Raw genomic sequence first — 15,278 nt, forward strand, 5'->3', positions numbered from 1 at the left:
TTATGGTCAGTGAGCTTAGACATCGCTCTCCATCAGATTCGACGGTAGATTCTAAATCTTGAGCTCGAAAATCGTTTTTGAAAAATTAAACAGGCCGCGGCCTCACAGGCCTTGGACCAAGTTGGGGCCTTTGACCATTCCGGTCAGTATTCGGCCTGATTCGCTGTTTTTAAGTTTGATCTGTTCGCCATAGCGACCGTCTTGCTGGGCTTCGACCCGGGCCGAGATTTGAAAACCCTGGGCTTGTCCGATCGACATCAAGACCATCTGGCCTCTTTTGACCAACACCATGGGGCGCAGATCCTGGCTGCTCAAGGGGGCGCCAGGGCGCACATCGCGGAGCAACTCAACGTATTTCACTTGTGACACCTGCTCCAGCACTTTGGCGGGCAGACCTTGCGCATCCAGCTCGGCCACCCGGACATGTTCAGCACTCAAGCTCATGCCCCGATGCAGCGCCATGGTGGCCACCAGCACTTGGCGTTTTTCGGGGGGCTTGGCCGCGGCCTGTACCGGGGCCTGGGCGGGCACACGAGTGGGCAAGCTCACCCGCACATACAGCTGCCAGGCGGGGTCGGCGCAGCGAACGCGGACTGTTTCGGCACTTGAAAAGGGCAGGTCCATGGCCAAGGGGCTGCTGCAGGCTCGCACCTGCAGGCGAGGGTCAAGCGGGGCCATCACCACCTTGTCTGGATCGACCGCTTGGGTTTGTGCAGACCAATCGACCACCGCTTTTTGCAGGACGGCGGCCGGGGTGTCCGGCTGTGCACGGGGGTTGGCCCAAACACTGACATTGAAACAACACAACAAGGCAGCCCAACACCAACACCGAAGGGCCAACTGATCCAGAAGTCGGCACAGCATTTGCTTGAAGGCGTTCATGGGTGTGGAAGTTTTGACGTTGTTCATGATTTCCAGATGCCAAGCAAAAACGAGACCAGGCTTCAACACACCACAGAACAAGACACTCTGACATGACCCAGCTGCCGCCCTCATCCAACACCCTGCCCGCGCTGAACCCTGCCATCCAGACCGGCAGGAACGAGTCACAGCCCTCGTCCAGACCCACGCTCGCGTTTGGACAGGTGATGTCCCAAGAGACCCAGCGTCCAGGGTTCGTGCAAGTCCAAACGGGCGACACCTTGATTGGTCTGGTCAAGGCCCATTACCGGCAAAACCAACTGCCGATTTCAGAAAACCAGGCCATGCGACTGGCGCACCAAGTGGCCGCTCGCAATGACATCGCGAACCCCAATGTGATCCAGACGGGTCAAAAAATTGATTTTTCATCCTTACAGATGCCCGACCTGGCCCGAGCAGAGTCCTTTGGGCCGCTGGATTTGAATGCCCGCAGCACCCAGGCACTGAACAAACTGAATGCCTCCATCGCACCCGCTGCCGCCACTTTGACCCGCAACGCCTTGGCTGCCCGACCGGTCACCTGGACCCAAGCGTCGGCCAGAAGCGCAGGCCACCCGATTTTGGATCGCACATTGGAGCGGGCCGTGGCCAAAGGCTTTGTTGCAGCAGCCGAAGTGCCTGCGGTGCGCGACAAGGTGCTGACCCTGGCAAAACGCTACAACTTTCAACCCGATGACTTTGCACGCCTGACCCTGATGGAGAGTGGCGGCATGAACCCGCAAGCGAGCAATGGCAACTGCCACGGCATCATCCAGTTTTGCAACGGTCCCAACCGGGGCGCGGCCTCGGTGGGTTTCAAAGACAACCCGCGCGATATTTTGGGCATGGGTTTGCTGCAGCAGCTCGACCTGGTGGACCGTTATTTCTCGCAGGCCGGTCTGCGCGGCCAAGGCCCAGCCCTGGGTTTGGATGATTTGTACCTGACGGTGTTGACCCCCGCCGCACGCCAGGAAACCCGCCCCGATGCACCCTTGCCCATTGCCGGGCCACAAGCGCGTTTCCTGCATGTGGGCCAAGACACAGCGGCCCCGATCACACGCAACTCGATCCTGGCTGGACTGCACAGCTTGACTCAAGCGCTGCTGCCCATGAGCGCCAAGCCGTCTGCTGCCGCTGTCTTGGGTGCGCCCGGCAAGAGCCAGGTGGCGCGTCTGTACAACGAGGTGGGCAGCAACTCGCCCACCGGCATGCGCTGAGCAGCGGCAAAGGATGGCCGCAGGTCTTTGCCGGTGACCACAAATTGCCGCTGCCGTGTGCTTTTGCCTCACACCCTGCAGGCAAAGTCCACCAAACAAGGTTGGCATCAATTTTGCTGATATCGAAGTCAAGCGGCTCAACTTGAGCCGATCGGGTCAAAAGTTTGGCCCACCCAGAACCTCGAACCGTCTCATCAGGAGTTCAGATGAATTTGCTCAACCAAGCACTTGGCGTGCACGAACAAGCCTTGAATGTCAAAAGTCAACGCCTGGAAGTGTTGGCTCAAAACATCGCCAACGCCGACACCCCCAACTACAAATCGCGGGACATCGACTTCAAAGCCGTGATGAAAGAGACCCAACTTCAGGGTGCCGCCATGCAAGTCACGAACAAAGGCCACTTTGCAGTGGGCCAGGAGCTCAACCCCGATGGCATGCGTTACCGCATCCCCTTCAACACCTCATTTGACGGCAACACCGTCGAGATGAGCGTGGAGCAAGCCAATTACGGTAAAGCCGCCGCCGACTACCAAGCGACGCTGAATTTTCTGGAAAACCGCGTCAGCGGCATTCGCAAAGCCTTGCGAGGAGACTGAACATGAGCATGGACAATATTTTTGGCATTGCAGGCACAGCGCTGAACGCGCAGCTGACCCGCATGAACTCCACCGCCTCCAACCTGGCCAACGTCGGCACGGTGTCGACCACCGAACAAGATGCTTTTCGCGCCAAGCGCCCCATCTTCAAGGCCCTGATGGACTCGGAGATGACCAACAGCGGCGCGCAATACGTGGGCGGCGTCAAGGTCTTGCGCATGGCCGACGATGCCGCACCACCCCGGCGCGTCTCCGACCCGAAAAACCCCATGGCCGATGAAAACGGCTACGTCTACCAATCGAACGTGAGCGAAGTCACCGAAATGGTGGAAATGATGGCTGCGGCACGGTCTTACCAAAACAACGTCGAAGTGATCAACACAGCACGCCAATTGATGATGCGCACGCTGGACATCACCAAGGCCTGAACAGAAAGCACCCCATGGCCACCAACACCGTCACCTCATCGAGCTTGCTCCAAAACGTTTCGCGTTACGAAGACGTCAAAGACCAAGCCAAGAAAACCAAAGAAGAAATGGGCAAGCAGGAATTCCTGACCTTGTTCACGGCCCAGTTGCAAAACCAAAACCCGCTGGAGCCCGTCAAGAACGAAGCCTTTGTGGCCCAACTGGCGCAGTTCTCCCAACTCGAAGCATTGACCAATATGCAGACCTCGTTGGACGGTTTTGTCACCTCCATGTCGAGCGAGCGCATGCTGGGCAGTGCAGCCTTGATTGGCAAAAAAGTGGCCATCACCGACACCCCCACCCAGCTCACCGCTGGCGGATCGATGGAGGCCACATTGAGTCTGCCCATGGGTGCCAGCGGCGTACAGATCACGGTGAACGACGCCCAAGGCCGCTTGGTGAAAAACATGATCGAAGGCCCCCAGACGCCTGGCACGATGAGCCTCCAGTGGAACGGCAAAGACGCGGCAGAAAACCCAGTGCCCACAGGCCTGTACCAATTGAGCGCCACCGCCGTCGTGAACGGTCAAACCGTCAAAGTCCCGGTCAGCACCTTGTCCACCGTGCGGGCCATCTCCACCAGCCCGGCAGACGGCAGTGTCAGCGTCGAAGTCGATGGCGGCAAAACCATGCTGCTGACCGACGTCAAGCGTGTGGGCGGTTAACACCGCCAGCCCCCTGCAAACCCTTTCACACCCAGCGCATTTCAGGAGCCCTTCACCATGTCCTTCTACACCTCACTCACCGGTCTGAATTCGGCCGCATCGCAGCTGTCGGTCACCTCCAACAACATTGCCAACGTGGGCACCTCGGGCTTCAAGCGCTCAAGGGCTGATTTTGGCGACATTTTTTCGACCTCCCCGCTGCAAAAGTCGTCCAGCAACGTTGGCCAGGGCGTCTTGCTCAAGCAAGTGACCCAAGAATTCACACAAGGCAACATCTCGACATCGGGCAACTCGCTGGACCTGGCCATCACAGGCGACGGTTTCTTCACGCTCAAAACGCCTGAAGGTCTGCAAGACGTCTACACCCGCAACGGCACCTTCACCCTCAATGACCAAAACAACGTGGTCAACGCCACCGGCCAGCGCTTGATGGCCGCTTCGGTGGACTCGTCGGGCAAAGCCGATCTGACCAACCTCAATGTGCTGACCATCCCGCCCAAAACCATCGGCGAAGCGGTGGAAACCACCAAAATCCAGTTGGGCCTGAACTTGCCCGCCGACTCGGCCGTGATCAACGCTGACTTTGACCGCACCAAGCCCAGCACCTACAACAAAAGCACCGCACTGACGGTGTACGACAGCGGCGGCAACGGCTACTTGGCATCGGTGTATTACGTCAAGACCGAAAGCCCCTCGATCGAAAGCCCATTTGCCAAATGGCAAACCTACTTTTTTGTGGGCGACACCGAAGTCAAACCGGCGCTGCAGCAAGCCACCGATGTCCTGGGCAGCCAGTTGTTTGTCAACAAATACGGCGACGTCTTGCCCAAGGGTGATCCGCGTGTGGTGCCCAGCTCGGGCACCACCGAGATGTTTTCGCTGGACCAATTGACCGACGTCCGCGCCTCTGAGTCAGCCACGGCCTTGGGCAGTCCTTTGACCGCGGCCAACTTCACGGGCGGGGCACTGCAAAACGTCACGGGCCCTTTGACCTTCGACATCAATGTCGACGGTGACGCTCTGGCACGAACCATCACCCTGGATTTACAAGCGACTGACGCCAACCCGCAGGTCCTGGCGACCCGCCTTGAAACGGCCATCAACAACCTGCTCGCTTCATCGGCCGACACGCCCGATAACGCCGCCACCCTCGACGTCAACGAGTTCAAGAAAAACGCACGCTATGGCGTCACGGTCAACTTTGACCCCGCCACAGCCAGCTTCTCCATCGCCTCGGGCACCACCGGTGACACGTCCAGCATCGCCATCACGGGGGCCAACGCCAAAGCCATCGACCTGATGGGATTGGCCCCCTCGGACAATCTGACCGTGGTGGCATCCACCACGGAAGCCCTGCGCGGCAAGCCCAGTGAGCCCGCAGTCTTGCGCGGTGAAGCCCTGACCATCAACTCGACCAAAAGCGTGGCGATCACCTCGGCCAACAAAGACTTTTTGATCTCTGTCGATGGCATTGCCGCCGCCATCTCGCTGCCCTTCCCCACCACCTACACCAACATTGACGCCTTCACCACGGCCTTGCAAGACAGGATCAATGCGATCGTGGACCCCGATACCGGCCGCAAGATTTCTGGCGTCACCGTGAGCTTTGACCCCCAAACCAAACAACTCAGCTTCAGCACAGCCACCACCGGCAACAACGCGGCCATTCAGGTCAGCGGTTCAGCCGAATGGGGTTTGGCCAACACAGAAATGCAGTTTGGCGCGACCACGGATTGGAAGAAGTTGACGCAATTCACCCAAAACGGTGCGCCACAGTACGTCAAAAACGGCATTCAAACCGAGGATGTCGCAGGGTTGTCGGACACCACCGAATGGTGGCCCGTGTACCTCGATCGCGGCGAGCTGACCTTTGACCTGGCCGGCAGAGCGGTCTCGCCTTTGACTTCACTGCCTTTTGAAACCACTTTCTTGCAAGGCGGCAAGGGTGCATTGACCATGTCGATCGACTTGACCAAGTCCACCCAATACTCCAGCCCATTTGCCGTCTTGTCACAAAGTCAAAACGGCGCACCTGAGGGTGAGCTGATGGGTTTGAACATTGGCCCTGACGGCTTGGTCAACGCCACCTATTCCAACGGATCACAAGCGTCGTTGGGCAAGATTGTGCTGGCCAACTTCTCCAGCCCTTCGGGCCTGCGCCAAGTCGGTGATGCGAGCTATCTGGCCGATGCCTCTTCAGGGGCGGCCAAGATCGGCGAAGCCGGCTCAGCCGGTTTCGGCTCCGTGCGAGCCGGTGCCACCGAACGCGCCAACGTGGACCTGACCCAAGAGCTGGTGGACCTGATCACCGCGCAGCGCAACTTCCAGGCCAACGCCAAGGCCATTGAAACCAGCTCCACCATGACCAGCGCCATCATCAACATCCGTTCTTGAAGCCCTGAATCTCCCCTGACTGCAACCACGAGAACACCCCCATGGACCGCCTTGTCTTTAACTCGAGTGCCACCATCAAAGAGCAGGCCACCGCACGCATGGTCTTGGTCAACGACTTGGCCAACGTGTCCACGGTGGGTTTCAAAAGCAGCTACGACGTGGCCTTGCAATCGGTCAAGGTCGAGGGCCCTGGTTTTGAGTCCCGGTTCCAAGTTCAAAGCATTGCCCGCGATCTGATCCGCATGGACCCCGGCCCCGTCATGGCCACAGGCCGCCCATTGGATGTGGCCATGGGTGGCACAACGATCATGTCGGTCCAGGCCCCCAATGGGGATTTGACCTTCACGCGCCGTGGAGACCTGAGGGTGAACATCCAGGGGCAACTCGAAAATGGCTCGGGCCACCTGGTCTTGGGTGAAGGCGGGCCCATCACCATACCGCCGGGTTTTTTGGTCAACATCACGCCCGACGGCAGCATTTTTGCCAAAGACCCGGCCCAAGTCGGACCGGCCCCGGATGTGCTGATTGACCGTTTGCGTCTGCGCGACACCACAGGCGTCAGCCTGGCCCGCCGCGAAGATGGTCTGTTCAAGATCTCCGAACAACCGGACGGCACAGACCTGCCCATCACCGAACAACTGCCACAAATGATTCCGCGAGCTTTGGAGGGCAGCAATGTCAGCGCCATCGAGTCCATGACCCGCTTGATCGACCAGTCGCGCAGTTTTGAAACACAAATTCGCGTTATCAAGGAAATGAAAGGACTCGACGAGTCCGGCACTTCCATGATGAAAACCGCTTAAACCTCACAGGAGAACACGATGGATGCATCAATGTGGATTGCCAAGACCGGCCTCGACGCGCAACAAACGCGCATGTCGGTCATTTCGAACAACCTGGCCAACGTGAACACCACGGGCTTCAAGCGTGACCGCGCCAACTTCGAGGACATGCTCTACCAAAACTTGCGTCAACCCGGCGCTCAGGTCAGTGCCGACGCACAAGCCCCCACAGGCCTGATGCTGGGCACAGGTGTGCGCATTGTGGCCACCGAAAAAACCCACACCCAGGGCAGCTTTGTGACCACCAAAAACGCACTCGATTTGGCGGTGCAAGGTGACGGTTTTTTCCAGATCACCCAGCCTGACGGAACCACGGCTTACTCGCGTGATGGCAACTTCAAACTCTCGGCCACGGGTGTGCTGGTCACCTCCAATGGCGCACCGTTGGGCCCACAACCCATCACCATTCCACCCAACGTGGCCACCATCTCGATCGGACAGGATGGAACCGTCTCTGCAGAACCCGCTGCGGGCGGTGCCCCGTTGCAGCTGGGCGTCATTCAGCTGGCCCGTTTTGCCAACCCCGCTGGCCTGCAAGCCATGGGCCAAAACCTGTTCAAAGAATCCAGTGCCAGTGGTGCGCCCATCGTGACCCAGGCCGGCCTGGAGGGTGCGGGCAAGCTGATGCAAGGCGCACTCGAGGCTTCGAACGTGAACGTGGTCGAAGAAATGGTCAACATGATCGAGACCCAACGCGCCTACGAAATCAACTCCAAAGCCATCTCTGCCGTGGACGGCATGCTGCGCTTCTTGAACAACAACATGTGATGACGCCATGAACCACGTCCTGCCCCTGATGTTCAAAGTCGCCACCCTCGCGGTCACGGTCCTGACGCTGGGCGCTTGCAGCACGCCCGCCCCGCCCATGGCCCACTCACCCGAATTTGCACCGGTCATGCCGTCCGCCGTCGAAAGACCCCGAATGGCCACGGGGGCCATCTACAACGGCCGCATGAGCGACAACTTTTTTGGCCGCACACGCAATTACCGGGTGGGCGATGTCATCACCGTAGACCTCAACGAATCGACCCAAGCCGGTCGGCAACAAATCAACAACCTCAGCCGCGAAGCCGCCAACGATGTGGTGCCCTCGGGTCTGACCAGCCGACTCGCCGGTGCGGCCCTGCCCACCAAAATTTTGGGCACCAAACTCGATGGGGTTCTGGGTGGCCTGAACCTCAACGCCGCCACCATCGAAAGCGCGGGCAAAGGCACCGCCGACCAACGCGCCAGCCTGAGCGGCTCGGTCACCGTCACGGTGACCGAAGTGCTGCCCAATGGCAACCTCATGGTGCGCGGCGAAAAACAACTGGCCCTGACCGAAGGGGCCGAGGTCATTCAGGTCAGCGGCATCATCCGCCCCGACGATGTCTCGCCCAACAACGTGGTGCAGTCTCGCCGCCTGGCCAACGCCCAAATCGCCTACCGGGGTTCGGGTGACATGGCCAATGCCACCAAGGCTGGCTGGGGCACCCGTGCCTTGTTCAGCCTCTGGCCCTTTTAACTTCCTGAACACCCCAAGGACAGGCCATGAAAACCACCCTCATCTCCCTCATCTTGCTGATGGCCACCTCGGGCACCGCCTGGGCTGACCGCATCAAAGACCTGGCCAGCGTGGCGGCAGGTCGCACCAACCAACTCATTGGCTATGGTCTGGTGGTCGGCTTGCAAGGCACGGGCGACGGCTCCGATGTGTCCTTCACTGCGCAAAGCATGAAGTCCATGCTCAGCCGCATGGGCGTGAGCCTGGATGGACCGCTGTCGGACTTTGAGCAAAGCGCCAACGCAGGCAAGATCGACATCAAAAACGTGGCCGCCGTGATGGTCACGGCCGAATTGCCCCCCTTTGCCAAGCCGGGTCAAAAAATTGACATCAACGTCTCCGCCATCGGCAAGGCCAGCAATTTGCGCGGCGGCAACCTGTTGCTGACCAGCATGCGCGGCGTGGATGGCGAGGTTTATGGCCTGGCCCAAGGCGCATTGAACGCCACCGGCATCGCCAGCGGCGCCGCTGGCTCCAAGGTCAGCATTGGCGTGCCCACCTCTTCGCGCATTCCCAACGGGGCCACCGTCGAGCGCATGGTCGAAACGCCTTTTGAAACCGCCGACCATGTGGTCATGAACGTGCGCGAATCGGACTTCACCACCACCACGGCCATCGTCAACGCGGTCAACAAAAACTTTGGTGAAGGCACGGCACGCGCCATCGACGGCATGTCCCTGGCCATCCGGGCCCCCGCCGACATGTCGCAGCGTGTGGCCTTCATGAGCCTGGTGGAAAACCTCGACGTCATCCCCGGTGAGCCGCCCGCACGCGTGGTCGTCAACTCGCGCACCGGCACCGTGGTCATCAGCCGCAATGTCCGCGTGACGGCCGCTGCCGTGGCACACGGCACGATTTCGGTGGCCATTGCCGCCACCAACGAAGTCTCGCAACCCAACCCCATGGGCCAAGGGCAGACCACCCCGGTGCAAAACGCCGAAATTTCGGTGAGCGAACCCAACAAACCCATGTTCTTGTTCCAGCCCGGCGTGGACTTGCGCCAGGTGGTCGATGCCGTCAACCAAGTCGGGGCCACCCCGTCGGCGCTGATCGCCATTTTGGAGGCCCTCAAAAGCACAGGCAGCTTGCGGGCCGAGCTCATCATCATCTAACGCCCCACACCTTTTAAAGCGACACCATGAGCGACATCGCCCGCACCTCTTCCAGCAGCTATCTGGACTTCAACGCCTTGGCGCAATTGAAGGGCGAAGCCGCACGCGACCCCAGCAAGGCCGTGCGCCAAACCGCCGAACAGTTCGAGGCCTATTTCATTCAGCAAATGATGAAGACCATGCGCGAGTCCATCGAAAAAAGCGACCTGGTCGAAGGCGGCAACATCGAGATGTACCAAGACCTCATGGACAAAGAAGTCTCGTTGAGCATGGCCAAACGCGGCGGCATGGGCCTGGCCGACATGCTGGAGCGCCAGATGAACCAAAGCCAAGCCCTGAGCACACAAGATGCGCTGCGCTCGCGTCAGCCAGACCACCACGGCGTGGCCCCCGCCCTGCCCCTGAACCCTGCACGCGAGCCCATGTCACTCAAACCTTCCGCCATTGAGGCCTATCGACTGGAGCGCAACAGCGGCTTCAAACTTGGAGATCAACCATGAGCGACCTACTCAGCATTGCCAGCTCGGGCGTCACCGCGTACCAGCGGGCGCTGGCCACCGTGTCCAACAACATCGCCAACGTCAACACCGAGGGCTACACCCGCCAAGATGTCACGCTCACGGCCAACCAGCCGCGTCAATTTGGCACCGGCTATTTGGGCACCGGCACACGCTTTGAAGCGGTGCAACGCCAATACGACGCCTTCATCGAAGCCAACCTGCGCAAAAGCAGCAGCGACCTAGAAAGCCAAAAGCCCCTGCTGTCTTATGTGAACCGCCTGATCGACGTCATGGGCGACGAAAGCATCGGCCTGACCACTGCGATGAACCGCTTTTTTGAATCGGCCCGCGACCTGTCCAGCGACCCGGCTTCGGTGGTGTCGCGCAGCATTTTTCTGCGCGATGCCGATGGCCTGGCGGCACGGTTTCGCCAACTGGCAGGTCAATTTGACATGCTCGACAACGAAACCCGCCAATCGGTGGAAACCGACGTCGGCCAAGTCAACGCCCTGACCAGCCAACTCGCCGCCTTGAACAAACAAATGACCCGGCACACCACGGTGGCCAGTCAACCCTCTGAACTGCTCGATCAGCGTGACTTGTTGCTGCGCAAACTCTCGGGCCTGGTCGAGGTCAAGACCGAATTTGAAACCAACGGTGCCGTGGTCGTCAGCCTGGACCAAAACATTTTGGTCAACCAAAACACAGCCCGCGCCCTCAGTGTTCAAGCTTCTGTCGTTGAGGCAGGCCAGCTCGAATTTGTCATTGACCCTTATGGCAGCCCAGAGCCCATCCCCGGCATCACCAGCGGCAAGATCGGTGGCACGATGACCTTCCGTGACCAGGTGCTCCAAACCGTCCAAGCCTCTTTGAACGATCTGGCCACGACCCTGGCGCAAGAAATCAACACCGTTCACCGCGACGGTGTCGACGCCGAAGGGCAGCTGGGGGGCGACTTGTTTGCCTTTGCAGCCGGTCAATCCGGCCAGGCAGCAGGCATGAACCTGCTCATTCAAGACGCCAACCGGGTCGCCGCTGCGGGCCAGTTCCGTGTCATCGATGCCCCGCTCAACACCGGCACCGCACAAGCCCGCATCAGCTACAAAGCTCCCACATTTGAGGGCCCCACCTCACTGCTGGGCGACCTGGCTTTGGCCCAAACGCCCCAAACCGCCACGGTGGGGGTCAACATGAGCGTCAACCAACCCTTTGCCAGTTTGGGTTTGGTGGCCCTGGGCACCCAAGACCTGTCGCTGACACTCAACAACCCGGGCGAGGGCCAATCATTCCAAGTCCTCACACGCGATGGCCGTCACTTGCTGGGCACCACGCTCACCGCCAAAGAACAAGCCTTGTTGGTCCAAAAAAGCAATGGCCTGGAAGCCGGTGCCACCTACAGCGCCAACGGGCTCAACGCCACCTACAGCAGCGCCAACAGCCCCACCTACCTCGACATGGACATCTTCATGGGGGCCAAAGCCGAGGTGCGACTCGAACAACAATTCAACCTGGAAACCGGTGAAGTGCTGGCCCCCATCCAGCGCTCAGCCGAGCTGACGGGCGGTGATTTTGTGAGTTTTGCAGGCCCCATTGCCGCCAACACCTTCACGCTCAATGGCCAGGCCCTGTCTGCGCTCAACACCACAGGCCCCCTGCAACTGGGTGACATCGTCACCTGGCTCAATGACCAAAGCCCCCAGACCGGCATCAACGCCAGCGCGGTGGCGGGCCAACTGGTCTTGAGCCGCCCAAGCACCAACACCACAGACGACATCCGCCTGGGCTTGGGCAGCACAGGCACACCCCAAGACCTGAAAAAGCTGGGCTTTGACACCCGCATCGTCATCGCAGGCAGCGCAGCAGACGACCTGCTGGTCTTTGTGACCGACCGCAGCAGCCAGCCCGGCACCGCACTCGTGAGCGCTCAGTTTGCAGGCATCGAGGGCGATGCCAAGCAGGCCCTGCGCGAGAGCCCCATGACCGTCAAGTTCAGCTCCAGCAGCGCCTACCAAATGGTGGACAAGGCGAGCCAAACCGTGCTGGCCGAACGCCAACTGACGCTGGACCCCAGCTCATCCAACCTGAGCCTGAGCTACCGTGGCCTGAAACTGGTGTTTTCTACCGCGCCCAAAGCGGGCGATGTCTTCACCATGGACAGCAACAAAGACGGCATTGGCAACAACGAAACCCTGCTGCAACTGGTGGCACTCGAAGACCAACGCCTCATGCCCGGTGGACTGACCATCACCGAGGCCTACATCGAGCGCGTCAACCTGGTCGGCAACGTGGCCCGTCAAGCCGCCATTTCGCAGCAAGCCCTGGAGGTGGTCTACCAACAGGCGCAAGACGACCGCGACAGCATTTCAGGCGTCAGCCTGGACGAAGAAGCCTCGGCCCTTGTGCGTTTTCAACAGGCCTACCAGGCCAACGCCAAGGTCATGCAAACCGCCATGTCCATGTTCGACGCCATTTTGCAAATCCGCTGATTGAGACCGCCCTATGAAAATCTCGACCTCCATGATGTTTGAACGCGCCACCGAGCGCATGAGCACCATCCAAAACAAGCTCAACACCACCCAAGCCCAAATGGCCCTGGGCAAACAAATCCTCTCGCCCAGCGCCGCCCCCGATCAGGCCGCGGCCATCCAGCGCCTCAAGGGTGAGGTGCAGCGCCAAGAAAGCCACATGCGCACCCTGGACGTGGCCATGCGCCGCTACACCACCGAAGAAACCGCCCTGTCCGCCTCCAACGACGTGTTGATTCGCTTCAAAGAGCTGGGCATTCAAGCCGCCAACGGCACCCTGGCACCCGACGACCGCAAAGCCATTGGGGTCGAAATGCAAGCCCTGCGTGACCAACTGCTGAGCCTGGGCAACACCCGCGACGACAGCGGCAACTATTTGTTTTCGGGCACCCGGGTTGACACACCGGCTTTTGCCGAAGACGCCAGTGGCGCTGTGCTCTATCAGGGCGACCAGACACAAACGCGCATTCCTGCAGGCGTGGAGCGCACCGTGCAATTCAGCCGCGCGGGCACCGACGTGTTCAACCGCGTGGTGCGCGACGACGGCCAGCCCCTGGGCTTTTTTGATGCGCTGGACCAAATGATCGAGGGCGTGAACACCAGCCAGAGTCCCAAGATTCAGCAAGGCATTGCCGACCTGACCCAAATGCACAACACCCTGACGCTGTCGCAAGCCCAAAATGGCTCCGACCAAGTGGTGCTGCGGTCCCAGCTCGATGTGCTGGACGAAACTGCACTGCGCCTCAAAACCACCCTGTCCGACATCGAAGACCTGGACTACGCCGAAGCCATCACCCGCATGAACCAGGAAATGATGTCCCTCGAAGCGGCCATGGGCAGCTTTGCCAAGATATCCGGCTCCAGCCTGTTTGACTACATCCGGAGCTGATCGGGCGCTGTGGCTCAAGTTGTTTTGAGCCAAGCCGATTCACTGTCATTATTTCAACACCATAGAAACCCCAAGCCATGGCCACCAGCAGCATTGTCAACACCCTCGGCGCGGGCTCCGGCATCGACGTGAAGAGCCTGGCCCAAAGCCTGGTGGACGCCGAAAAAACGCCCAAAAAAGAGCGCATTGACGCCAAGATCACCAAATCCGAAGCCCGCATCACCGGTTACGGCGCCATCAAATTCGCCCTGTCTGACCTCAAAAACGCCTTTGCCAAACTCAACGACGCCAGCGATTTCAGCTCGATCAAAACCGCCAACACCCAACCTGCCGCCTTTGGCGTCACCGCCAGCAGCACGGCCGATACAGGCCAATACAGCATCGAAGTGCTGCAAACCGCACTGGCCCAGCGCACCGCCAGCAGCAGCTTTGCCGAACGCAGCACCGCCCTCAACGGCGGGGCCGCCTTCACCCTCGACCTGAGCGTGGGCGGCGTGAGCAAAGGGGCCATCAATGTCGTCACCGCCACCCCCGCAGGCATGGTCAGCGCCATCAACGGCGCCAAACTGGGCGTGACGGCACAACTCATCAACACCAGCAACGGCTACAACGTGGTCATCACGGGCGAATCAGGCACAGCGAAAAACTTCAGCCTGACCAGCAACAACGGCACCGGCACCGCCGTGAGCGGCGTGAGCTTTGCCACGCCTTTGCAAACGGCCACCGACGCCCGCTTTAAGGTCAACGGCCTCGAAGTCACCCGCAGCAGCAACACCATCACCGACGTGATCGATGGCGTCACGCTCGACCTGTACGCCAACAGCACGGGCGCTGCCCGCCTGGACTTGAACCGCGACACCTCGGGCATCAAAGACAACATCAAAGGCTTGGTCACGGCCTACAACGACTTTGAAGCAGCCCTGAAAATTTTGGGCGACCGCGACAGCAAAGTTGAAGAATTTGGCGGCGTGCTGGCCGGCGAAAACCTGCTGCAAACGGTGCGCACCCAGGTGCGCAATCTGGTGATCAGCACCTCCAGCACCCCCGGCACCACCATCCAAGCGGCACGCGACGTGGGCCTGAGCATTGACCGAAATGGCAAACTCACACTCGACGAAACCAAGCTCGACACTGCCTTGCAAAACAACTTTGGCGAGGTGTCCACCATGTTCAGTGCAGGCACCAACAACAAAAGCATTTACAGCGTTGCCCCAGCCGGCTTGGCCGGCAGCGCCGTCAACAGCATTGAAAAAATGCTGCTGTCCACCGGTCTGATCGACACCCAAAGCAAAAGCGCCACCACACAAATTGCCAAATACAAAAAAGAACTGACCGAGCTGGAAACCCGCATGGACAAGCTCTTGAACCGCTATACGAGCCAGTTCAGCATCATGGAAAGCATGGTGGGCAACAGCAACAGCACGCGCGACGGCCTCAAAAACACCTTCACAGCCATGATGAAGGCCTACGACTGATCTATCGTGCCAGCCCAATAAAGCTGGCACGACCCCTTCCTTGCCCCATCCCTTGTAGGAGCGGCGCCCCCGCCCCGATAAACTGGCCCACTGAAGTCGGCACAACATCTTCCCTTGTAGGAGCGGCGCCCCCGCCGCGATAGCCCCCCCCCG

At 59.8% G+C, this 15,278-nt stretch carries 14 protein-coding genes; 13 read left to right on the forward strand and 1 reads right to left on the reverse strand.

The features are described from left to right. Positions 1-102: 102 nt before the first annotated feature. The gene (gene flgA / locus B9Z48_RS08380) at positions 103-909 is read right to left on the reverse strand and encodes a flagellar basal body P-ring formation chaperone FlgA (protein ID WP_233261060.1); all 807 of its coding nucleotides are present in this window, start codon (positions 907-909) and stop codon (positions 103-105) included. A gap of 65 nt (positions 910-974) precedes the next feature. Here flgA and B9Z48_RS08385 point away from each other — a divergent pair, with 65 nt between their 5' ends. The 13 genes from B9Z48_RS08385 to fliD all read left to right on the forward strand — a co-directional run bounded on the left by B9Z48_RS08385 (position 975) and on the right by fliD (position 15,125). Beyond that, complete coding sequence (locus B9Z48_RS08385) at positions 975-2,117, forward strand: hypothetical protein (RefSeq protein ID WP_108377787.1); 1,143 nt, start codon at positions 975-977, stop codon at positions 2,115-2,117. A gap of 206 nt (positions 2,118-2,323) precedes the next feature. Next, positions 2,324-2,713: a flagellar basal body rod protein FlgB gene (gene flgB, locus B9Z48_RS08390; protein ID WP_089960292.1), complete on the forward strand. Its 390-nt coding sequence runs from the start codon at positions 2,324-2,326 to the stop codon at positions 2,711-2,713. A gap of 2 nt (positions 2,714-2,715) precedes the next feature. Continuing rightward, the gene (gene flgC, locus B9Z48_RS08395) at positions 2,716-3,141 is read left to right on the forward strand and encodes a flagellar basal body rod protein FlgC (protein ID WP_108377788.1); all 426 of its coding nucleotides are present in this window, start codon (positions 2,716-2,718) and stop codon (positions 3,139-3,141) included. 14 nt (positions 3,142-3,155) lie between these two features. Then, positions 3,156-3,845, forward strand: coding sequence for a flagellar hook assembly protein FlgD (locus tag B9Z48_RS08400; protein ID WP_089960303.1), 690 nt, complete (start codon positions 3,156-3,158; stop codon positions 3,843-3,845). 57 nt (positions 3,846-3,902) lie between these two features. Continuing rightward, positions 3,903-6,239, forward strand: coding sequence for a flagellar hook-basal body complex protein (locus B9Z48_RS08405; RefSeq protein WP_108377789.1), 2,337 nt, complete (start codon positions 3,903-3,905; stop codon positions 6,237-6,239). Positions 6,240-6,280: 41 nt separating this feature from the next. Beyond that, positions 6,281-7,042: a flagellar basal body rod protein FlgF gene (locus B9Z48_RS08410; RefSeq protein WP_089960308.1), complete on the forward strand. Its 762-nt coding sequence runs from the start codon at positions 6,281-6,283 to the stop codon at positions 7,040-7,042. Positions 7,043-7,060: 18 nt separating this feature from the next. Next, positions 7,061-7,849 (forward strand): flagellar basal-body rod protein FlgG, encoded by a 789-nt coding sequence (gene flgG, locus B9Z48_RS08415; protein WP_194944804.1) that lies wholly within the window; start codon positions 7,061-7,063, stop codon positions 7,847-7,849. Between the two features lie 7 nt (positions 7,850-7,856). Beyond that, entirely contained in the window at positions 7,857-8,585 is a 729-nt protein-coding gene (locus B9Z48_RS08420; RefSeq protein ID WP_228769295.1) for a flagellar basal body L-ring protein FlgH, read from the forward strand. A 26-nt stretch (positions 8,586-8,611) separates the two neighbouring features. Then, the gene (locus tag B9Z48_RS08425) at positions 8,612-9,736 is read left to right on the forward strand and encodes a flagellar basal body P-ring protein FlgI (protein ID WP_108377790.1); all 1,125 of its coding nucleotides are present in this window, start codon (positions 8,612-8,614) and stop codon (positions 9,734-9,736) included. A gap of 26 nt (positions 9,737-9,762) precedes the next feature. Further along, positions 9,763-10,236: a rod-binding protein gene (locus tag B9Z48_RS08430; RefSeq protein ID WP_089960322.1), complete on the forward strand. Its 474-nt coding sequence runs from the start codon at positions 9,763-9,765 to the stop codon at positions 10,234-10,236. Further along, complete coding sequence (gene flgK, locus B9Z48_RS08435) at positions 10,233-12,722, forward strand: flagellar hook-associated protein FlgK (RefSeq protein ID WP_108377791.1); 2,490 nt, start codon at positions 10,233-10,235, stop codon at positions 12,720-12,722. Before B9Z48_RS08430 ends, flgK begins: the two co-directional genes overlap by 4 nt. A gap of 13 nt (positions 12,723-12,735) precedes the next feature. Beyond that, positions 12,736-13,650, forward strand: coding sequence for a flagellar hook-associated protein FlgL (flgL, locus tag B9Z48_RS08440; protein ID WP_089960328.1), 915 nt, complete (start codon positions 12,736-12,738; stop codon positions 13,648-13,650). A gap of 77 nt (positions 13,651-13,727) precedes the next feature. Continuing rightward, positions 13,728-15,125, forward strand: coding sequence for a flagellar filament capping protein FliD (gene fliD, locus B9Z48_RS08445; RefSeq protein WP_108377792.1), 1,398 nt, complete (start codon positions 13,728-13,730; stop codon positions 15,123-15,125). Positions 15,126-15,278: the final 153 nt, after the last annotated feature.

Source organism: Limnohabitans sp. WS1, from assembly GCF_003063265.1.
In the GTDB taxonomy this organism is placed as follows: Bacteria; Pseudomonadota; Gammaproteobacteria; order Burkholderiales; family Burkholderiaceae_C; genus Limnohabitans_A.

Excerpts from the sequence above, each read along its gene's own strand:
- flgA (WP_233261060.1), bottom strand. The coding sequence starts at position 909 with ATGAACAACGTCAAAACTTCCACACCCATGAACGCCTTCAAGCAAATG.
- B9Z48_RS08385 (WP_108377787.1), top strand. The coding sequence starts at position 975 with ATGACCCAGCTGCCGCCCTCATCCAACACCCTGCCCGCGCTGAACCCT.
- flgB (WP_089960292.1), top strand. The coding sequence starts at position 2,324 with ATGAATTTGCTCAACCAAGCACTTGGCGTGCACGAACAAGCCTTGAAT.
- flgC (WP_108377788.1), top strand. The coding sequence starts at position 2,716 with ATGAGCATGGACAATATTTTTGGCATTGCAGGCACAGCGCTGAACGCG.
- B9Z48_RS08400 (WP_089960303.1), top strand. The coding sequence starts at position 3,156 with ATGGCCACCAACACCGTCACCTCATCGAGCTTGCTCCAAAACGTTTCG.
- B9Z48_RS08405 (WP_108377789.1), top strand. The coding sequence starts at position 3,903 with ATGTCCTTCTACACCTCACTCACCGGTCTGAATTCGGCCGCATCGCAG.
- B9Z48_RS08410 (WP_089960308.1), top strand. The coding sequence starts at position 6,281 with ATGGACCGCCTTGTCTTTAACTCGAGTGCCACCATCAAAGAGCAGGCC.
- flgG (WP_194944804.1), top strand. The coding sequence starts at position 7,061 with ATGGATGCATCAATGTGGATTGCCAAGACCGGCCTCGACGCGCAACAA.
- B9Z48_RS08420 (WP_228769295.1), top strand. The coding sequence starts at position 7,857 with ATGAACCACGTCCTGCCCCTGATGTTCAAAGTCGCCACCCTCGCGGTC.
- B9Z48_RS08425 (WP_108377790.1), top strand. The coding sequence starts at position 8,612 with ATGAAAACCACCCTCATCTCCCTCATCTTGCTGATGGCCACCTCGGGC.
- B9Z48_RS08430 (WP_089960322.1), top strand. The coding sequence starts at position 9,763 with ATGAGCGACATCGCCCGCACCTCTTCCAGCAGCTATCTGGACTTCAAC.
- flgK (WP_108377791.1), top strand. The coding sequence starts at position 10,233 with ATGAGCGACCTACTCAGCATTGCCAGCTCGGGCGTCACCGCGTACCAG.
- flgL (WP_089960328.1), top strand. The coding sequence starts at position 12,736 with ATGAAAATCTCGACCTCCATGATGTTTGAACGCGCCACCGAGCGCATG.
- fliD (WP_108377792.1), top strand. The coding sequence starts at position 13,728 with ATGGCCACCAGCAGCATTGTCAACACCCTCGGCGCGGGCTCCGGCATC.